Annotated in this window: 18 protein-coding genes; 5 read left to right on the forward strand and 13 right to left on the reverse strand. The window is 68.0% G+C overall.

Annotated elements, in window-relative coordinates; genetic code table 11:
* Positions 1-10 precede the first annotated feature (10 nt).
* From AWC16_RS04240 to nadD, 5 genes are read right to left on the reverse strand one after another with little or no spacing between them, the layout of a single operon-like run.
* Positions 11-865 carry a DegV family protein gene (locus AWC16_RS04240; RefSeq protein WP_085263533.1) on the reverse strand — a complete coding sequence of 285 codons (855 nt, stop codon included), beginning with the start codon at positions 863-865 and terminating at the stop codon, positions 11-13.
* An 18-nt stretch (positions 866-883) separates the two neighbouring features.
* Positions 884-1,615 (reverse strand): diglucosylglycerate octanoyltransferase, encoded by a 732-nt coding sequence (gene octT / locus AWC16_RS04245; RefSeq protein ID WP_085263534.1) that lies wholly within the window; start codon positions 1,613-1,615, stop codon positions 884-886.
* 25 nt (positions 1,616-1,640) lie between these two features.
* On the reverse strand, positions 1,641-2,315 hold the full coding sequence (gene gpgP, locus AWC16_RS04250) for a glucosyl-3-phosphoglycerate phosphatase (RefSeq protein ID WP_085263535.1): 675 nt from the start codon (positions 2,313-2,315) through the stop codon (positions 1,641-1,643).
* Positions 2,312-2,725, reverse strand: coding sequence for a ribosome silencing factor (gene rsfS, locus AWC16_RS04255; RefSeq protein WP_085263536.1), 414 nt, complete (start codon positions 2,723-2,725; stop codon positions 2,312-2,314). Before rsfS ends, gpgP begins: the two co-directional genes overlap by 4 nt.
* Positions 2,722-3,348 carry a nicotinate-nucleotide adenylyltransferase gene (gene nadD / locus AWC16_RS04260; RefSeq protein WP_409370635.1) on the reverse strand — a complete coding sequence of 209 codons (627 nt, stop codon included), beginning with the start codon at positions 3,346-3,348 and terminating at the stop codon, positions 2,722-2,724. The genes rsfS and nadD overlap by 4 nt, the downstream gene beginning before the upstream one ends.
* A 144-nt stretch (positions 3,349-3,492) precedes the next feature.
* Here nadD and AWC16_RS04265 point away from each other — a divergent pair, with 144 nt between their 5' ends.
* Entirely contained in the window at positions 3,493-4,548 is a 1,056-nt protein-coding gene (locus AWC16_RS04265) for a class I SAM-dependent methyltransferase (protein ID WP_276062041.1), read from the forward strand.
* A 9-nt stretch (positions 4,549-4,557) separates the two neighbouring features.
* Here AWC16_RS04265 and AWC16_RS04270 read toward each other — a convergent pair whose 3' ends face one another.
* From AWC16_RS04270 to AWC16_RS04290, 5 genes are read right to left on the reverse strand one after another with little or no spacing between them, the layout of a single operon-like run.
* On the reverse strand, positions 4,558-6,000 hold the full coding sequence (locus AWC16_RS04270) for a vWA domain-containing protein (protein ID WP_109561269.1): 1,443 nt from the start codon (positions 5,998-6,000) through the stop codon (positions 4,558-4,560).
* A 7-nt stretch (positions 6,001-6,007) separates the two neighbouring features.
* Entirely contained in the window at positions 6,008-6,907 is a 900-nt protein-coding gene (locus AWC16_RS04275) for an AAA family ATPase (RefSeq protein ID WP_085263539.1), read from the reverse strand.
* Between the two features lie 16 nt (positions 6,908-6,923).
* The gene (locus tag AWC16_RS04280) at positions 6,924-8,177 is read right to left on the reverse strand and encodes a glutamate-5-semialdehyde dehydrogenase (protein ID WP_085263540.1); all 1,254 of its coding nucleotides are present in this window, start codon (positions 8,175-8,177) and stop codon (positions 6,924-6,926) included.
* Between the two features lie 45 nt (positions 8,178-8,222).
* Positions 8,223-9,623, reverse strand: coding sequence for a mechanosensitive ion channel family protein (locus tag AWC16_RS04285; RefSeq protein ID WP_109561270.1), 1,401 nt, complete (start codon positions 9,621-9,623; stop codon positions 8,223-8,225).
* Positions 9,599-11,764: an adenylate/guanylate cyclase domain-containing protein gene (locus AWC16_RS04290; RefSeq protein ID WP_085263541.1), complete on the reverse strand. Its 2,166-nt coding sequence runs from the start codon at positions 11,762-11,764 to the stop codon at positions 9,599-9,601. Before AWC16_RS04290 ends, AWC16_RS04285 begins: the two co-directional genes overlap by 25 nt.
* Positions 11,765-11,851: 87 nt before the next feature.
* On the opposite strand from AWC16_RS04290, the gene AWC16_RS04295 reads away from it, so the two are divergent.
* Positions 11,852-12,724: a ribokinase gene (locus tag AWC16_RS04295; protein ID WP_085263542.1), complete on the forward strand. Its 873-nt coding sequence runs from the start codon at positions 11,852-11,854 to the stop codon at positions 12,722-12,724.
* Here AWC16_RS04295 and AWC16_RS04300 read toward each other — a convergent pair.
* The 3 genes from AWC16_RS04300 to AWC16_RS04310 all read right to left on the reverse strand — a co-directional run bounded on the left by AWC16_RS04300 (position 12,690) and on the right by AWC16_RS04310 (position 15,399).
* A complete protein-coding gene (locus AWC16_RS04300) occupies positions 12,690-13,082 on the reverse strand; it encodes a PIN domain-containing protein (RefSeq protein WP_085263543.1) in 393 nt (130 codons plus the stop codon). The genes AWC16_RS04295 and AWC16_RS04300 overlap by 35 nt on opposite strands.
* The gene (locus AWC16_RS04305) at positions 13,079-13,291 is read right to left on the reverse strand and encodes a ribbon-helix-helix domain-containing protein (protein WP_234812122.1); all 213 of its coding nucleotides are present in this window, start codon (positions 13,289-13,291) and stop codon (positions 13,079-13,081) included. Before AWC16_RS04305 ends, AWC16_RS04300 begins: the two co-directional genes overlap by 4 nt.
* 65 nt (positions 13,292-13,356) lie before the next feature.
* Positions 13,357-15,399 carry an NAD(+) synthase gene (locus AWC16_RS04310; protein WP_085263544.1) on the reverse strand — a complete coding sequence of 681 codons (2,043 nt, stop codon included), beginning with the start codon at positions 15,397-15,399 and terminating at the stop codon, positions 13,357-13,359.
* 57 nt (positions 15,400-15,456) lie between these two features.
* Between AWC16_RS04310 and AWC16_RS04315 the strand changes: the two genes are divergently transcribed.
* The 3 genes from AWC16_RS04315 to AWC16_RS04325 are packed head-to-tail and all read left to right on the forward strand — an operon-like array spanning position 15,457 to position 18,128.
* Positions 15,457-15,996, forward strand: a complete 540-nt coding sequence (locus AWC16_RS04315) for a cysteine hydrolase family protein (RefSeq protein ID WP_085263545.1) — start codon at positions 15,457-15,459, stop codon at positions 15,994-15,996.
* A gap of 5 nt (positions 15,997-16,001) precedes the next feature.
* The gene (locus AWC16_RS04320) at positions 16,002-16,853 is read left to right on the forward strand and encodes an NAD-dependent protein deacetylase (protein ID WP_085263546.1); all 852 of its coding nucleotides are present in this window, start codon (positions 16,002-16,004) and stop codon (positions 16,851-16,853) included.
* A gap of 48 nt (positions 16,854-16,901) precedes the next feature.
* On the forward strand, positions 16,902-18,128 hold the full coding sequence (locus tag AWC16_RS04325) for an MFS transporter (RefSeq protein WP_109561278.1): 1,227 nt from the start codon (positions 16,902-16,904) through the stop codon (positions 18,126-18,128).
* Positions 18,129-18,260 lie beyond the last annotated feature (132 nt).

Raw genomic sequence — 18,260 nt, forward strand, 5'->3', positions numbered from 1 at the left:
ATGAACGCGTTCAGACCCCAGCCGGAGCCCCTCCCGGATTCAGGTCGACACACACCGCAACCGCACCCGCCCCGACGTGAAGGGCCAGGGTAGGACACAGGTCGGTCACCACGGCAGGTTCGCAGACCGGCAACCGCTCGGCCAGCGCGCCGGCTACGTCCTGCGCCCCCTGCGGATTGGCGACATGATGCACGGCCAACGCGGCGGGCCGATCGCCGACCACATCACAGACCCGGTCGATCATCGATGCGACGGCCTTGCTGACGGTGCGGATGCGCTGCGCCAAAACGAGTTTTCCGTCATCCACGGCGAGCAGCGGTTTGAGGGAGAGCGCGGTGCCCAGCCAGGCCGCCGCACTGCCGATCCGGCCGCTGCGCCGCAGGTTGTCCAGCCGCTGCACCACCATGTAGGCGTGGCCGCGTTGCACGGCGGCATCCGCGGCGGCCGCGACAGCGTCCAAGTCGGCGCCGCCGGCCGCGGCACGGGCGGCGGCCAGCGCCACGAATCCGGTGCCCATCGCCGCCGACTTCGAGTCGATCACCCGCACCCCGGAGCCGAGCTCGGCGGCGGCCTGCAGGGCGCCGCCGAAGGTCCCCGACAGCGCCGCCGAGATGTGCACCGCCACCACACCGGAGCCGGCGTTGTCGGCCAGCGCGTTCCGGTAGGCCTCCGCCAGCTCCTCCGGGCCCGCTCCGGCGGTACTGACACGCTCGCGCGCATAGATGTCTTCGGGCACGTCGTCGACGCCGTCGCGCAGATCGGCGCCGTCGAGCAGGATGTGCAGCGGCACCACCCGGATGCCCCACCGATCGCGCAGCTCGGCGGGCAGACACGCCGACGAATCGGTGACGACGGTAACGGTCATGAGACGCTCATCGGCCGGTCATACCGACTGTCCGGGCACACCGGCCTCGCTGAGGGCTTTGAGCATCAGGTCGGCAACCGCTCGGTGCGCTTCGAAGTTCCAGTGGATGCCGTCCGGATTGGCGCGCCCGCTCATGACCTCGTCGCCCACCGCAGCCTTCAGGTCGACCAGCGGGATGTCGCGCTGCTGCGCCCACGCGGTGATCGCTCGCACCGTCGGTTCCCGACCCTGGTGGGCGCGACCGTACGTGTCGGCGATGTGCACCGACGGCAGGCACGCCACGATGGGAATCCCGGGGCGGTTGAAATCAATAGCTCCCCTGGTCATTTCGAGATAGTCCACGGTGAGATGCGGCGGCAGGGCCGCCCGCGCCACCGGCGAGAATCGGGGCTGCAGCCAGCCGTAGCCGTCGCGGACCCAGCGCCGCAGCCAGGCCGGCCGCACATAGCGGATCAGCTCGCGCAGCGCAGTCGGCCACACCGACGGCAACGAGTCCATTCCGCTGGTGGCGAAGATGACCGCGCCGGCCCGGGGCAGGGCGGCCCAGGCGCGCGGGTCCTGGGTGGACGCCCACCAGACGTCCCGGCTGGTCCAGCCGATCCTGCCGATCAACTCGACGTCCCAGTCCAGTTGGGTGGCAACGATGTTCGGCCAGATCCTCGGGTCGTCGGCGGGCAGCCCGCCGGTGGGCCCGTAGTAGGACAACGAATCGGCGAAGATCAGCAGCGTGGGACGCGCCGGCGGGGACATCCGCGCGCCAGAGGACTCAGAGGACTCAGAGGACATCGCCGGCCACCTGGGCTGAGGCGTTCCACACGTCGAGACGCCAGCGAACGTTGTCCGGGGTGATCACGTCGTCTTCGGAGTAGCCGCTGAGCTGGGTCCAGCTGGCGTTGGCCATCCCGCCCAGTGCCGGCCAGTTCTCCACCGGCAGCCGCAGCAGTGCCGCGGTGAGTGCGGCGATCAGCCCGCCGTGGGCGACCAGCACCACCGGCCGATCGGCATGGTCGGCCCTGCCCCACTCCGGTTCGCCGGCCACCAGCTCGTCGACCAGCGGGGTGCTGCGCTGGGCCACGTCGATACGGCTCTCCCCGCCGTGCGGTGCCCATCGGGCATCGTCGCGCCAGGCCAGCCGTGCCCCGGGGGCCGCGGCGTCTACCTCTTCGTGGGTCAGCCCCTGCCAGTCACCCAGATGGGTTTCACGCAACCGGGTGTCCACCCGGACCTGCAAGCCGTTGTGCTCGGCCAGCACGGTCGCGGTGTCGTAGGCACGCCACAGATCCGACGACACGATCAGCAGCGGGTGTCGCTTGCGCAGCACCTCGGCCGCCGCCTCCGCCTGTGCACGGCCCAAATCACTCAAGACCGTGTCCAGCTGACCCTGCATCCTGCTGCCGGCGTTGAACTCGGTCTGGCCGTGCCGCAGCAGGATCAACCGGCGGACCCTCACGATGCGTCCCCAGACACGGACTCATCGGCCTCACCGGCTGAGTCCGCTGAGTCTTCCAAGTCCACCGGCACCAGCGGGCAGTCCTTCCACAGCCGGTCCAGCGCGTAGAAGTCCCGCTCATCCTGGTGCTGGATGTGCACGACGATGTCGACGTAGTCCAGCAGCGTCCAGCGCCCCTCCCGGGTGCCCTCACGCCGCGCCGGCTTGTAGCCGGCCAACCGCATCTTCTCCTCGACCTCGTCGACGATGGCGTTCACCTGTCGTTCGTTGGACGCCGAGGCGATGACGAAGCAGTCGGTGATGACCAGCTGCGCAGAGACGTCGATGACGACGACGTCGTCGGCCAGCTTGTTCGAGGCGGCGCCGGCCGCCACGGTGGCCATCCGGACGGCCTCGGGTGTCGCGGTCATTGTTGGTCTCCGGGGGTCGGTTGGTAGAGCCGGCGTTTTGACACGTACTGGACCACACCGTCGGGCACCAGGTACCAGATCGGTCGGGATTCCGAGGCGCGCCGCCGGCAATCGGTCGACGAAATGGCCAGCGCCGGCACTTCCACCAGCGTCAAGGCGTGTGCTGGCAGGGATCCGAGCGCATCGGCGAGGTGGTCGCCGTTCAGCTCGTAACCGGGCCGGCTCACCCCGACGAACCGCGCCATCTCGAACATCTCCGGCCAATCCTGCCAGGACAGGATGGTGGCCAGTGCATCCGCACCGGTGATGAAGTACAGCTCGGCATCGGGGTGCTGCCCGTGCAGGTCCCGCAGGGTGTCCTTGGTGTAGGTGGGTCCGCCGCGGTCGATGTCGGCCCGGCTCACCGAGAACCGGGGGTTGGACGCGGTGGCGATCACCGTCATCAGGTAGCGGTCCTCGGCGGCGGTGACGCGGCGGTCCTTGAGCCAGGGCTGACCGGTCGGCACGAACACCACCTCGTCGAGCCCGAACAGATCGGCCACCTCGCTGGCGGCGACCAGGTGTCCGTGATGGATGGGATCGAACGTCCCACCCATGACTCCCAGCCGCCGTTTTCGCACGATAGGCCAGCTTACTTGGGGTCGCCATCTGGGCCAGCGTGTGCGTCCCCCGCCGACATACCGAGCAGTATTGTGGATCTGCGCACGCCCGCCGGGGGCACCGCGACGTCGATTGCTGCCGCGACGAACGGCCCGATCGTGTAGAAGATGTCTGTGGAAGGTTTGCCGTTGAGGCCCATTGATCGCCTGCAGGCGGCCAAGGACGCCATGCTGCGGCGTTTTCACACCCGCGCGGTGCTCACCGGCGAAATCAGGCTGCCGGCCGTACCGAGCATGGTGGACGAATACGTGTCGATGTGCAGCGCGGTGTTCGCGGGCCTGGGTAAGCCCTTCAGCGACGGCGAACTCGCCCATCTCAAAGGCGTGTTGGAGGGCCAACTCGCCGAGGCCTACGCGGCATCGACGCGCTCGCAGATCGTCATCTCCTACAACGCCACGGTCGGCCCCACCCTGAACTACACGGTCCGCGCCCAGTGGAACTCCATCGCGCAGGCATACGAGAACTGGCTGGAAACGCGGCAACCACCGTTGTTCGGCACGGAACCCGACGCCCGAGTCTGGCAGCTGTCCGGCGAAGTCGCCGATCCAGCCTCGCATCGCGTGCTCGAAATCGGCGGCGGCACCGGCCGCAACGCCCTGGCGCTGGCCCGTCGCGGACATCCGGTCGACGTCGTGGAGATGACCCCGAAGTTCGCCGAGATGCTTCGGGCCGATGCGGACCGGGAGTCACTGGACGTGCGCGTCATCGTGCGCGACGTGTTCGCCGGCGCCGACGACCTGCGCGACGACTACCAGATGATGGTGATCTCCGAGGTGTTGACCGATTTCCGGTCCACCGAGCAGTTGCGCAGCCTGTTCGAACTCGCCGCCCGGTGCCTGGCTCCCGGCGGCCTGCTGGTGTTCAACAGCTTCCTGGCGCACGACGGCTACGAGCCCGACGCGGCCGCCCGCGAGTTCTGCCAGCAGGTGTATTCGGGGCTGTTCACCCGTGACGAGATGTCGATCGCCACGGCCGGCCTACCGCTTCAGCTGCTTTCCGACGAGTCCGCGTACGACTACGAGAAGGCGCATCTGCCCGAGGGCGCCTGGCCACAGACCAGCTGGTACCCCGACTGGGCAGCCGGGCTCGACGCGTTCCGAACCTCGCGTGAGGAAAGCCCGATGGAGTTGCGCTGGTTGGTCTACGAGCGGACCCGCTACTGACCCACCTGGTCAGACCGGCAGCAACTGGTCGATGACCCCGGCCAGTTGCTTGGCCGAACGGCACTCGTGCATAGGAATGACGTCGCTGTAGCGCGGCACCGCGGAATCCCCACTGCCCCACAGATGCGTGGGCTCGGGGTTCAGCCAGTGCGCGTGGCGGCTCGCCGTCACCAGATGCGACAGCGCAGTCACCCCCGGGTCCCGGTAGTTGGTGCGGCCGTCGCCGAGCACCAGCAGCGAGCTGCGCGGCGACACCACGCTCGGGTACTTCTCGGTGAACGAGACAAAGGCGTTGCCGTAATCGGAGTGGCCGTCGCGGGTGTAGACCCCGGACTCCCGGGTGATCCGCTGGATGGCAACCGCCAAGTCCGCCTCCGGACCGAACAGGTGCGTCACCTCGTCGGTGGTGTCGATGAACGCAAAGACACGAACCCGCGAAAACTGTTGGCGCAGCGCATGGACCAGCAACAGGGTGAAGTGACTGAACCCGGCGACCGACCCGGACACGTCGCACAACACCACCAGCTCCGGCCGGGCGGGTCGCGGCTTGCGCAGCACCACGTCGATCGGCACCCCACCGGTGGACATCGACTTCCGTAGCGTCTTGCGCAGGTCGACGGTGCCGGCGCGAGAGCGTCGCCGGCGCGCGGCCAACCGGGTGGCCAGGGTGCGGGCCAACGGCGCCACCACCCGGCGCATCTGACGCAGCTGTTCGCCGGAAGCCCGCAGGAACTCGACATTCTCGGACAGTTGCGGGATGCCGTACATCTGCACATGTTCGCGGCCCAGCTGTTCGGCGGTGCGCCGCTTGGTCTCGGCGTCGACGAGCTTGCGTAACTGGGTGATCCGCTGCGCGGCCATCGCTTTGGCGATCTGCTCCTGGGTCGGGCTGGGCTCGTCCCCGTAGGGCGCGAGCAGACCGGCCAGCAGCTTGCCCTCCAACTCGTCGAGCGCCAGCGCCTTGAGTGCCTGGTAGGCCGAATAGGACGGGCCACGGCTGGAGCGGTACTGCCCGTAGGCGCCGACGATCGCGGCGATCATCGCCGACAGCCGCGGGTCGGTGTCGGCGAGATCGGGATTGGCGGTCAACAGATCGACCAGCATCGCCCGCATGTCCTCGGCGTCCTGCGGCAGCGGTACGTCGTCGGCCGACTGCGGATCATCGGAGATGACGACGGTGCGCCCGCCCAGCGCGGCGGGGAACCACAGGTCGAACATGGCGTCGTAGGTGTCGCGGTGGTCGGGCCGGCGCAGCACCGCGCACGCCAGGCCCTCGCGCAGCACCTCCCGGTCACCCAGGCCGATCACGGCCAGCACCCGCCCGGCGTCGACGGTCTCCGACGGGCCCACTGAAATACCCTGCTCCCGAAGGGCTTCCACGAACCCGACGAGATGCCCCGGGATTCCGTGCGGGGCCAGCGGCTGCGGTGAGCGGATGCGGCGAACCATCAGTGGACCATCAGTTCAGTCGCAGTTCTCCGGCTGCCCGCACCTGATCCGACTGGTGCTTGAGCACCACCCCGAGGGTCGCGGCGACGGTGGCGTCGTCGATGGTGTCCATGCCCAGGGCCAGCACGGTGCGGCCCCAGTCGATGGTCTCGGCCACCGACGGCAGCTTCTTGAGCTGCATTCCGCGCAGCACCCCGATGATGCGCACCAGCTCGGCGGCCAGATGCTCCGGCAGCTCCGGCACACGCGACAGCAGGATGCGGCGTTCCAGGTCGGGGTCGGGGAAGTCGATGTGCAGGAACAGGCAGCGGCGCTTGAGCGCCTCGGACAGCTCCCGGGTGGCGTTGGAGGTCAACACCGTGAACGGCGTCTGCGTCGCGGTGATGGTGCCCAGTTCCGGGACGGTGACCGCGAAGTCGGAGAGCACCTCCAGCAGCAGGCCCTCGATCTCGATGTCTGCCTTGTCGGTCTCATCGATGAGCAGCACCGTCGGCTCGGTGCGCCGGATCGCGGTCAGCAGCGGCCGCGACAGCAGGAACTCCTCGGCGAACACGTCCATCTTGGTGGCGTCCCAGTCGCCGGAGTCTGACCCGGACTGGATATGCAAGATCTGTTTGGCGTGGTTCCACTCGTAGAGCGCCCGGGCCTCGTCGACACCCTCGTAGCACTGCAGCCGCACCAGCCCGGAGCCCGTCGCCGCCGCGACCGCGCGGGCCAGTTCGGTCTTGCCGACGCCGGCCGGACCCTCCACCAGCAGGGGTTTGCCCAGCCGGTCGGCCAGGTACACCGCGGTGGTGGTGGCGGTGTCGGCCAGGTAACCGGTCTCGGCCAGCCGGCGGGCGACATCGTCGATGTCGGCGAACAGCGGCGCTTGCCGGGCCGGATTGGCGGGAATGGCTGGCTTTTCCATACAGGCGGCGGCTTCCTTAGACGGGACGGGTGTGGCCGTCACCCCACACGATCCATTTGGTCGACGTCAGCTCCGGCAACCCCATCGGGCCACGGGCGTGCAGTTTCTGGGTGGAGATGCCGATCTCGGCGCCGAAACCGAACTGCTCTCCGTCGGTGAACGCGGTGGAGGCATTGACCATGACCGCGGCCGCGTCGACCAGCTCGCTGAATCGCTGTGCGGCGGCCATGTTGGTGGTGACGATGGCCTCGGTGTGACCGGTGCCGTACTCGTTGATGTGCTCGATCGCGTCCTCAAGCCCGTCGACCACTGCGCAGGCGATGTCCATCGCCAGGTATTCGCGGCGCAGGTCGTCCTCGGCGGCGGCGTCGTTCGCGTCGCCGTGCACGGTGACCCCCGCCGCGGTGAGGGCGTCCACCAGCCGGGGCAGCGCCGTCTCGGCGATCGCGGCGTCGATCAGCAGGGTTTCGGCGGCGTTGCAGACGCTGGGCCGACGGGTCTTGGAGTTGAGCAGCACCTGTTCGGCGACGGCCAAGTCGGCGGCCTCGTGGACGTAGACATGGCAGTTGCCGACACCGGTCTCGATGGTCGGCACCAACGCGTCGCGTACCACCGCCTCGATCAGCCCGGCCCCACCGCGCGGAATCACCACGTCGACCAGCCCGCGGGCCTGAATCAGGTGGGTGACGGTGGCGCGGTCGGCCGCCGAGATCAGCTGCACCGCGTCGGCGGGCAGGTCCTCGCCGATCAGGGCGTCCCGCAGCACCTCGACCAGCGCCCGGTTGGAGTGCGCCGCAGACGAACTGCCACGCAGCAGCGCGGCGTTGCCGGACTTCAGCGTCAGGCCGAACGCATCCACGGTGACGTTGGGCCGGCCTTCGTAGACCATTCCGACCACACCGAGCGGAACCCGCAGTTGGCGCAGCTGCAGCCCGTTGGGCAGGGTGTAGCCGCGCAACACCTCGCCGACCGGATCGGGCAGCCCGGCGACCTGGCGCAGACCGGCGGCGATCCCGTCGACCCGGTCCTTGGTCAGCGCCAGCCGGTCCAGCATGGCCTCGGGGGTGCCGGCGGCCCGCGCCTCGGCCAGATCCTGGGCATTGGCGGTCAGGATGTCATCGGTATGGGCCAGCAGCGCGTCGGCTGCGGCGTTCAGCGCACTGTTCTTGGCCGCCGTGGACAACGCCGTCAGGGCGCGCGAGGCGACCCTGGCTCGGCGGGCGGCGTCGTGGACCTCTTGGCGCAGGTCGGGAAGCACGGGGACGCTCATCGTGCCAGCGTATCGGCGAACGCCCGATCAGGTAAAACGGCCCCGTCAGGTTGAAGGCGCCGACACCACACGGCGGCGCTGGTCGATGACGCGGCCCAGCTCCTGCAGCAACAGCGGCTTGTGCATCACGAGGTCTTCGATGTGTTCGCGGTCGATCACCACCGCGGTCACCTCCTCCAGTGCGTAGGCGTCGAACTGGCTGGGTTGGCGGGTCAGCGTGGTGATACCCAGGAAGGCGCCGTGTCGCAGCGTGGTGCCCGGCGCATCCGGGTCATCGTCGGTGAGCCGGACGCTGCCCGCGGTCAGGAAGGTCATCGCGGTCGGCACGTGGCCGGCCTTCTGCACGGCTTCGTCGGTTCCGTAGCGCACCACCGTGGCGTAGGGCACCAGCGCCTGCTGGTCGGCGTCGGTCAGCCGGAGCGCGGGCGCCACCACCGTCCGCAGCGCCTCGGCCACCGCCTCCGGGGTAGAGAACTCGTCGTCGGCGTCGTCGAGGTGCAGCCCCTCTCGCCGCGCGGCGTACCAGAGCCACCGCAAGAAGGTGGCTTGCGCCGCACCGTCGTCGCCCGGGCCGTCCAGTGCGATGGTGGTCCGGTATTCGCCACCGCCCAGCGCCACCGAGGTGGGCGTCTCCCCCGCGGTTCGCAGCGGCAGGGCGGCGGCGACCCTCGACAGCAACGCGCACACCCGGTCCGGAGGGTCGGCGACGGCGAACGTCGTGGTGACCGACACCCGGTGCGCGCCACCGCTTCGGCTGATGTTGGTGAAGGAGGTTCCGGCCAGTACGGAGTTCGGTGTGACCTGCAGTCCGTTGGCGGTGGCGATGTGCACCGCGCGCCAGTTCACTTCGACGACCCGACCGCGCGCGGCGGGGGTGTCCAGCCAGTCGCCGAGCCGGAACGGTTGTTCGAACAGCATGAACAGGCCCGAGACGATCTGGCCGACCGAGTTCTGCAGCATCAGGCCGATGACCACCGACGTCACGCCCAGCGCGGTGAACAGCCCGCCGATCTTCGCGCCCCAGACGTGGGACAGGATCAGCGCCAGGCCGACACCGATGAGCAGGAAACGGGCGACGTCGATGAAGATGGTCGGCACCCGGTTGCGCCAGGAGCCCTGCGGAGCGCTCTGGAAGAAGGTGACGTTCAGCCCGGACAGCAGCAACACCAGCACCACGAAGCCGAACGCGGTGTAGATGACCCGCACCACCGGATCCTGTTCGGCCACTCCGGCCACCCGGGCCAGCAGCACCAGCAACGCGGCCAGCGGCAGCAGGTAGTTCCGGGCCAGCGCCACCGGCCGGGCCAGATGGCTGCCCCGGCGGGCCAGTGCCACATGCCATTCGGTGAGCAGGATCAGCCCCGCCGGCAACCCGATCGCGACCCCGGCCGCCCAGTAGAACCAGGACCCGAACAGGTTGTTCACGGCGTCCCCGACAGTCGCCATATCTGCTCCTCGGCGTCGCCGATCTTCACGGTGGCGGCCGGCACGAACTCCTCGCCGCCGCCGAGCATGTCGCGCACCACCTCGGTCACGTAGATGCCGGGTTCTGATGTGCCCGTGCGCAACTGGTAGGCGACGTTGACCGCCGAACCCCACAGGTCGTAGGTGATGCTGGACCGGCCCACCAGGCCGCTGACGACCTCCCCGGTGTTGACTCCGGCCCACAGCTTGAGCCGGCGGCCGGTGTTGACGTCGAATCGATCGACGATTCGCTGCATCTCGCAGGCGAATTCGACGATGCGGTGCACGCCGTCCAGCCGCGGGGTGGTCAGGCCGCAACCGGCGAGATAGCCGTTGTACATGGTGCGAATTCGTTCGACACCCACGACTTCGGCGGCGGCGTCGAACTGCCGGACCAGTTCGTCGACGATGGTCACCAGTTCGCTCGCGGAGACCTCCGACGAGAGTTGGTCGATCCCCTTCAGTTCGGCGTAGACGACGCTGACGTTGTGATGCTCCTCGGCGATCACCTGTTCGCCGGCCTGTTCGCCCCCGCGGTAACGCTGCACCACCGACTCCGGCATCAGCGACAGCAGCAACTCGTCGTTCTGCTTGCGCTGCTCGGCGAGCAACTCCTCCTTGGTCCGCAGGCTGCGGCTCATGTCGTTGAATGCCTTGGTGAGATCACCGATCTCGTCGGCAGCCCCGGGCGGCACCGCGGCGCTGTAGTCACCGGCACTGATCCGCTGGGCGGCGACCTGCAACCGCCGGATCGGCCGCAGGAACAGCCGGGCCAGCAACATCGCCAGCACACAGATGGCGAAGATGACTGCGGTGGTGGCCAGCACCACCCTCTTGCTGAACGAGGTGACCCCGGCGTAGGCGTCGGCGTAGTCCCTGGTCGCCAGAATCGACCACTGCAGGTCCGAATTCGGCACGGTCAGCGGCGCGTACGCGACCAGCTCGCGGTTGCCCAGATAGTCGTATCCGGTGTTGAGCGTGCCGGTCTGGCCACGTTGCGCGGCGCGCAGTCCCGGGGCCTCTACCGGCTGCACCAGGGTGGTGGTCCCCAATCGCAGCGCCTTTTCCACGGTCGCCGGCGCGGTCCCGGCGGCCACCGCCTCACGCCGATATTCCTCGGGATCCTCCAGGAACAGCCGTGAATCCGACCGCATCAGCTCGTCCGGGCCGGCGAGGTAGGTCTCGGTTGTGTGGCCCAGCCCGGCCTTCTCCCACGCCCGGTTGGCGGTCATGATCCGGTTGACCTTCGCGCTGGGCAGCGGCAGGGCCAGCACCCCCTCGACCGCCCCCTTGTTGCCGACCGGCGACACCAGCCAGGCGGTGGGGGTGTCCAGGTTGGGTTGGTACGGCTGATAGTCGGTGATCCAGACGAAGTTGACCGCGTTGGACGCCAGCGCCTTGCGGTAGGCGTCGCGCAGACTGGATTCTCGATAGGGGCCGGTCAGCACATTGGTGCCCAGGTCCACACCCTTGTTGGCGGTATAGACCACGTTTCCCCTGCTGTCCAACAGCAGCGCGTCCAGGTACTCGTTGCGTTTGACGATCTCGGCGAAGAAATTGTTGAACTGAGCATTGGCCGCACTCCACGCGCTGCCGTCACCGGCGTCGTCGGGCTTGTCCGACTGCCCGGTGTAGTGAGCTTGCAGGTAGCGCTGCGCGGTCGAGGTCGGCAACAGTGCGGCGATGTCGACAACTTCACCGGTCCGTTCGGCCAGCGCCTTCACGAAGTGGTCGCGGTAGTAGGCCTCCACGGCGTGCTGCTGCTCGGGAGTGACCGTGGCGTGAGCGAGCTCGTCGAAGCCGGCGGTGAAAGCCTTGAGCGCACTGGCCGCGGTTGTTCCCCCGCTGAAAACAACCAGGGAGTTCGTCAGCTCAGCGAACAGACTGGTGACCGCCCGACGCTGCGACTCCCGGGCCTGCACCAGTTTGCTCGTCGCCGCGCGCTGCAATTCGGCTGCGCCGTACTGGAACTCGACGAATCCGACCACCGCAACCGAAGCGATGCTGGTCAGCAGCAGAATGAGCATCAGCTTGGTCTGAATACTGACCCGGGACGGCAATACTCGCCGCCGTCGCTGTTCGCCGGCCGTGCTGCCCACGTCTGTCGACGGTGCCGAGTCCACTCGGCCGCTCCCTTCCCCGGTTACCGGACGGCCCCCACCCTAGGGGATGTCCGACATCCCGCGGTCGTGAATGCAAAGCTGACATCCATGGCGACGCGAGTATGCGTGGTGGGCAGCGTGAACCTGGATACCGTGTTCACCGTGCCCGCGCTGCCGGCTCCGGGCGAGACGGTCCTCGGTTCGGCGCCGCGTACCTCCCCCGGCGGAAAGGGCGCCAATCAGGCGGTGGCCGCTGCGCGGGCCGGTGCGGACGTGTTGTTCGTCGGCGCGGTGGGTGACGACGACGCAGGGACGCGGTTGCGCCGCCACCTGGAGGTCAACGGCGTCGGCACCGAGGGACTGCGGACCGTGTCCGGGCCCAGCGGATCGGCGGTCATCACGGTGGACCCGGCCGGGGAGAACACCATCGTGGTGGCACCGGGCGCGAACGCCGCACTGACATTGGATTCCGGTCACCGCGGGCTGATCGCCGGCTGTCAGGTGCTGCTGGCGCAATTGGAGATCCCGATCGCGACGGCGGCCGCTGCCGCCCGACTGGCCCGGTCAGCGGGGGCGACGGTGATCATCAACGTCTCCCCGCTCGGTGCCGATCTCACCGAGCTGGCCGGGCTCATCGATGTCGCGGTGGTCAACGAGACGGAATCGGCACGGTTCGACCACCCGGTGCCGCACCGGGTGGTCACCCACGGTGCGCGCGGGGTTCGCTACACCGGGCCTGCCGGCACCGTTGATGTGCCGGCGCCGGTGGTGGATGCCGTCGACACCGCCGGCGCGGGTGACGTGTTCGCCGGAGTGCTGGCGGCCGAATGGTCCGGCGGGATAGCGCATGCGCTGCACACCGCCTGTGTCGCGGGGGCCCTGGCGACCCTGGTGCCCGGCGCCGGCGATTGCGCCCCGAGCGCCGAGGAGCGGGAGCGCTGGCTGGTCACGGGCGAAGCTCGACGAATCCTGCCGCGCTGAAATCGCCGTCGAACGCAAAGGCATTGACCAACTTCTTCTTCCGCATCAGCGCGAAACTCGTTGCGTCGACGAATGAGTACTCTCGTTCATCGTGGCAGCCAAGCCATTCCCAGGCCTGCTCTTCAACATCTGGCGTGATGTGCTCAACCCGAACACTTGCGCTGTGCCGAATCGCGGCAGCGGCCAGCGCGGCCCGGCGGCCGCAGCGTCGATCGAGCAATGTCCACGTCTCGCCCAGGACGTGGTTGGAGGTCACGACCATCCCCAGTCTCGCGCTCCAAAGCCTCTTGGCGATGTCATGCCGGGCGTCCCTGGCATTGCCCAGTGCGGCCCAGAACGACGTATCCACGAAAATCATCCAGTCGATCCGTAGACCACGTCGTCCACCGACGCGGACAGGTCGGGATCCCCGTCGAACGAACCGATGAAAGCGTCGACCGGGTCGGGACCGGGCGCCCGCAGTCGATCGGCTAGGTACTCCCGGATGAGTGCCGCCTTGGACTTGCGCTGCCTCCGGGCTTCAACGCCCAGCGCCTGGTCAACGTCCTCTTCAATGTAGATCTGCAAACCTACGCTGGATAGCGAGATGATGTATACATCACTTTTATCCGGCGCAACGCCGGCTACCGTCCCTACTGCTCCGGTATCTCCCGTTCGATCGCGTCGAGCCAGATCCGCGCCGACATGTCCGAGGGGGCCCGCCAATCACCGCGCGGAGACAGTGCGCCGCCGTGTAACACCTTGGGCCCGTTGGGCAATGCCGAACGCTTGAACTGACTGAACGAATAGAACCGCTGTGCAAAGACTTTCAGCCAGCGCCGGATCTCGGCCAGCGAATAGGCCTGCCGCTTATCCGCCGGGTATCCCGGAGGCCAGGCGCCCTCGTCCATGTCATGCCAGGCATGCCAGGCCAGAAATGCGATCTTGGCCGGTGCGAACCCGTTACGCAGCACCTGAAACAGGGCGAAATCCTGCAGTGAGTAAGGACCGACGGTGTCTTCGCTGCGCTGGATCTCCTCGGCTCCGTCTGTCGGCACCAACTCCGGGCTGATCTCGGTGTTGAGCACCGAGGCCAGCACTGCGCACACGTCAGCGTCGAACTCACCGGAGTTGATCACCCAGCGAATCAGGTGCTGGATCAGGGTTTTTGGCACTCCACCGTTGACGTTGTAGTGCGACATCTGATCGCCCACGCCGTAGGTGGACCAACCCAGCGCCAACTCAGACAGGTCGCCAGTGCCCAGCACGATGCCGCCGTTCTGGTTGGCGATCCGGAACAGGTAGTCCGTGCGCAGGCCGGCCTGCACGTTCTCGAACGTGACGTCGTAGACGGCCTCGCCGCGGGCATACGGATGACCCAGCTCGGTCAGCATCAGCTTCGCGGTCTCGCGGATGTCGATCTCAGCGAATGTCACGCCGAGCGCCCTGCTCAGCGCAGCCGCGTTGGCCTTGGTGCGCTCGCCGGTGGCGAAGCCGGGCAGGGTGAAGGCCAGAATGTCGCTGCGCGGCCGGTTCTCCCGATCCATCGCTCGCGCGGCGACGATCAGTGCGTGCGTGGAGTCCAGCCCGCCGGACACCCCCAGCACCACCTTCGGGTAGTTCAGCGCGCGCAGCCGCTGTTCCAGGCCGGAAACCTGGATGTTGTAGGCCTCGTAGCAATCCTGTTGCAGCCGCTGCGGATTCGACGGAACGAACGGGAACCGTTCCACCACGCGCCGCAGCCCGATGTCGCCGCCCGGGGGTTGCAGACGGAACTCCACCCGCCGAAACTCCCCCACCACATCGCGGTGCTGCCGGCGGTTGTCGTCGAAGGTGCCCATCCGCAGCCGCTCCGCACGCAGCAAACCGAGGTCGACGTCGGCGACACAACGCCGTGCGCCGCTGGGGAACCGCTCGGTTTCGGCCAGCAGTGTGCCGTTCTCCCAGATCATCGTCTGGCCGTCCCAGGCCAGGTCGGTGGTCGACTCGCCCTCGCCGGCCGCGGCGTAGAGGTAAGCGGCCAGGCATCGCGCCGAAGCCGACCGGGCCAACAGGGCGCGATCATCCGCGCGCCCCACGGTGATTGGACTACCGGACAGGTTGGCCAGCACCGTCGCACCGGCCAGCGCGGCCTCGGCGCTGGGCGGCACCGGCACAAACATGTCCTCGCACACTTCGACGTGCAGAACGAACCCGGGTAGATCCGTGGCGGCGAACAGCAGGTCCGGCCCGAACGGGACGTCGGCATCTCCCAGCCGCAGCGTTCCGCGCTCCCCGACCCCGGCGGCCAGCTGCCGGGCCTCGTAGAACTCGCGATAGGTGGGCAGGTAGGACTTCGGCGCCACGCCCAGGATGCGCCCGCGATGGATGACGACGGCGCTGTTGTAGACGCGGTGCGCGTACCGCAGCGGAGCCCCCACCACCAGCACCGGCAACAGGTCCGCCGAGGCGGCGGCAACCTCGAGCAGCGCCACCTCGACGGCGTCGAGCAGGGTGTCCTGCATGAGGATGTCGTCGATGGAGTAGCCCGACAACGTGAGTTCGGGGAAGACCGCCAGCGCGACGCCGTCGTCATGGCAGTCACGCGCCAGCCGCAACACCGATTCGGCGTTGGCGGCGGGGTCGGCAAGCGTCGTGTGGTGAGTGCAGGCGGCGACCCGCGCAAACCCGTGCCGGTAGGCGTTGTAAAAGTCCATCACGTGTCATTGTCGCCTGGGTTGTGTCGATTCGCAGCTTTCGGGTATCACCAGGCCATGACCGATACCGCGGTGGTGGTCGTCGACATGCTCAACAGCTACCGGCACGTGGACGCCGAATCACTGGCCGCCAACGTCGCGCAGATCATCGAACCGTTGGCTGAGCTGGTCGAACACAGCCGGGCCAGCGAGTCCGTGGACCTGATCTACGTCAATGACAACTACGGCGATTTCACCGCCGGATTCGCCGATATCGTCGGTGCGGCGCTGGATGGCGCCCGGCCGGACCTGGTGCGGCCCATAGTGCCGATGCCCGGTGACCGGATGATGACCAAGGTGCGGCACAGTGCGTTCTACGCCACGCCGCTGGAGTACCTGCTCGGCCGGCTCGGCACCCGGCGGCTGATCTTGACCGGGCAGGTCACCGAGCAGTGCATCCTCTACACCGCGCTGGACGCCTACGTCCGTCATCTTCCGGTGGTGATACCCGTCGACGCCGTCGCCCACATCGATGCCGGCCTGGGCGCGGCCGGCCTGGAGATGATGCGCCGCAACATGGCTGCCGAACAGTCCACCGCTGCGGAGTGCCTACGCTGAACGGCGTGGGGCCCGTGGAGCCGAGCGTCTGCGACCTGGTCAACCTGCTGTCCGGCCGCCGCGTCGCCGTGCTCACCGGTGCCGGGATCTCCACCGATTCGGGCATTCCGGACTATCGAGGTCCGGATTCGCCGCCGAGCAACCCGATGACCATCGGCCAGTTCGTCGCCGACCCGGAGTTCCGCAGGCGGTATTGGGCCCGCAACCACGTCGGCTGGCGGCACATGGCCGGCACCGCCGCCAACGCCGGGCACCGGGCCCTGGTCGAACTGGAGGCCGCCGGAGTGGTGACCGGGGTGATCACCCAGAACGTCGACCTGCTGCACACCCGGGCGGGCAGTCGCCACGTCATCGACCTGCACGGCAGCTTCGCGGCCGTGGTGTGCCTGGCCTGCGGGAACACCATCAGCCGCGCGGCACTGGCCGAGCGACTGGAAGCCCTCAACCCGGGATTTCTCGAGCGTGCCGGGGCACTCAGCGGCATCGCGGTGGCACCGGACGCCGACGCCGTCGTCACCGACACCGCGTCGTTCCGCTATGTCGACTGCGACCGCTGCGGAGGCATGCTCAAACCCGACATCGTCTACTTCGGCGAAAGTGTTCCGAAGCACCGTGTCGCGCAAGCCTATTCGATGGTCGACGGCGCCGACGCGCTGCTGGTCGCGGGGTCGTCGCTGACAGTCTTCTCCGGCTACCGCTTCGTCCGGCACGCCGCGGGGCGCGGCATTCCCGTCGCGATCATCAACCGTGGCAGGACGCGCGGCGACGACTTGGCGGCGATCAAACTCGACGGCGACTGCTCGTCGGTCCTGACTCTGCTGGCTTCCGAACTGAGTCGTGTGATTTCGGCGCGATAATTGCCGCTCTGCGGGAAAAATCGCGCCGAGATCGGGCACGATGCTCAGGTGACGAGGCAGCGGCTCACTCCCGACCAGCGCAACTCCTTCCTGGCCGCTGTTCTGGGCTGGTCGATGGACGCGTTCGACTACTTCATCGTGGTGTTCGTCTACGCCGACATCGCCAAGACCTTCGGCCACACCAAGACCGAGGTGGCTTTTCTGACCACGGCCACCTTGGTGATGCGCCCGGTGGGCGCACTGCTGTTCGGCCTGTGGGCCGACCGGGTCGGCAGACGAGTGCCGCTGATGGTGGACGTGATCTTCTACTCGACGGTCGGGTTCCTATGCGCGTTCGCGCCCAACTTCACCGTGCTGGTGATCCTGCGCCTGTTGTACGGAATCGGCATGGGCGGCGAGTGGGGGCTGGGCGCCGCGCTGGCCATGGAGAAGATCCCGCCGGAGCGCCGCGGATTCTTCTCCGGGCTGCTGCAGGAGGGCTACCTGTTCGGCTACCTGGCGGCCACCCTGGCGTCGCTGCTGGTGACCGACTGGCTGGGGTTGTCCTGGCGCTGGCTGTTCGGGCTTTCCATCCTGCCCGCCATGGTCAGCCTGCTCATCCGCTACCGGGTTTCGGAATCCGAGGTATGGCAGGCCACCCAGAACCGGATGCGGCTGACCCGCACCAGGATTCGTGATGTGTTCACCGATGCCAAGGTCATCCGCCGGTTCTGCTACCTGGTGTTGCTGATGACGGCGTTCAACTGGATGAGCCACGGCACCCAGGACATCTATCCGACGTTCTTGACCTCACCTGACGGAGCCGGCCTGCCGCACGTGACCGCCAAGTGGATCGCGGTGATCTACAACATCGGCGGGATCATCGGCGGGCTGATCTTCGGCACACTGTCGCAGCGGTTGGGACGTCGCTACGCGATCATCTGGTGCGCGGTGATGGGCCTGCCGATCGTGCCGCTGTTCGCATTTTCGCAAAGCGCGGGCATGCTGTGCCTCGGTTCGTTTCTGATCCAGTTCTGCGTGCAGGGCGCCTGGGGCGTGATCCCGGCGCACCTGACCGAGATGTCCCCCGACGCGATCCGCGGTTTCTATCCAGGCGTGACCTACCAGCTAGGTAACCTGCTGGCCGCGTTCAACCTGCCGATCCAGGAACACCTTGCGGCCGCGCACGGCTACCCGTTCGCGCTGGCAGTCACCCTGGTGCCGGTGCTGATCGCCGTGGCGGTGCTGACCGCGATCGGTAAGGACGCCACCGGGATCCGGTTCGGGACTTCGTAGCTGGATCGAGCGTGCGCGGTTGTACGCCCTTTGCGGCGTGTCGGTGTGCAAACACTCAGTGTCACTGTCGACGGTGCCGCGTTGCGGTGGTTGGGTTCTTCTCACCTGGTGCCTGGCTCTTGCAAACACTGC

Source organism: Mycolicibacter longobardus (assembly GCF_002102265.1).
GTDB lineage: Bacteria > Actinomycetota > Actinomycetes > Mycobacteriales > Mycobacteriaceae > Mycobacterium > Mycobacterium longobardum.

Coding starts and splice junctions, on each gene's coding strand:
- AWC16_RS04240 (WP_085263533.1), bottom strand. CDS start 865: ATGACCGTTACCGTCGTCACCGATTCGTCGGCGTGTCTGCCCGCCGAG.
- octT (WP_085263534.1), bottom strand. CDS start 1,615: ATGTCCCCGCCGGCGCGTCCCACGCTGCTGATCTTCGCCGATTCGTTG.
- rsfS (WP_085263536.1), bottom strand. CDS start 2,725: ATGACCGCGACACCCGAGGCCGTCCGGATGGCCACCGTGGCGGCCGGC.
- AWC16_RS04265 (WP_276062041.1), top strand. CDS start 3,493: ATGTCTGTGGAAGGTTTGCCGTTGAGGCCCATTGATCGCCTGCAGGCG.
- AWC16_RS04275 (WP_085263539.1), bottom strand. CDS start 6,907: ATGGAAAAGCCAGCCATTCCCGCCAATCCGGCCCGGCAAGCGCCGCTG.
- AWC16_RS04280 (WP_085263540.1), bottom strand. CDS start 8,177: ATGAGCGTCCCCGTGCTTCCCGACCTGCGCCAAGAGGTCCACGACGCC.
- AWC16_RS04285 (WP_109561270.1), bottom strand. CDS start 9,623: ATGGCGACTGTCGGGGACGCCGTGAACAACCTGTTCGGGTCCTGGTTC.
- AWC16_RS04295 (WP_085263542.1), top strand. CDS start 11,852: ATGGCGACGCGAGTATGCGTGGTGGGCAGCGTGAACCTGGATACCGTG.
- AWC16_RS04300 (WP_085263543.1), bottom strand. CDS start 13,082: ATGATTTTCGTGGATACGTCGTTCTGGGCCGCACTGGGCAATGCCAGG.
- AWC16_RS04310 (WP_085263544.1), bottom strand. CDS start 15,399: ATGGACTTTTACAACGCCTACCGGCACGGGTTTGCGCGGGTCGCCGCC.
- AWC16_RS04315 (WP_085263545.1), top strand. CDS start 15,457: ATGACCGATACCGCGGTGGTGGTCGTCGACATGCTCAACAGCTACCGG.